Origin of the sequence: Arthrospira sp. PCC 8006, assembly GCF_046480465.1 — a bacterium.
Classification (GTDB): domain Bacteria; phylum Cyanobacteriota; class Cyanobacteriia; order Cyanobacteriales; family Microcoleaceae; genus Limnospira; species Limnospira platensis.
In genome coordinates this window covers 1-290 of record NZ_PKGG01000647.1, presented here as the reverse complement: position 1 = coordinate 290, position 290 = coordinate 1, and the positions used below count along the sequence as shown (strand labels likewise).

1 protein-coding gene is annotated in these 290 nt (G+C 45.9%); it reads left to right on the top strand.

What is annotated here, in order from left to right; translation table 11 throughout:
* Positions 1-290, top strand: a 290-nt coding sequence (locus B9T16_RS29725) for a pyridoxal-phosphate dependent enzyme (RefSeq protein ID WP_410246498.1), incomplete at both ends; no start/stop codon positions are given.

Here is a 290-nt window from a genome sequence, read left to right as displayed (position 1 = left end):
TAGCGTGGTTGTCCCCGAAAATGCGCCGAAAGTTAAAATCGCCGCTATACGTAATCAAGGCGCGGAAACACACTTTTGTGCACCTGGGATTAAGTCGCGGGAAAAAGCCATGCAGGATATCATTGAAAAAAATGGCTACCACTTTATTCCTCCATATAATCACCTCGATATCATTGAAGGTCAGAGCACTTGTGCACGTGAGATGCTTCAACAAAACCCTAATATCGACCTGATCCTTTCCCCGGTGGGGGGTGGAGGTTTGCTTAGTGGAACTTTACTAGCTTGTGAAA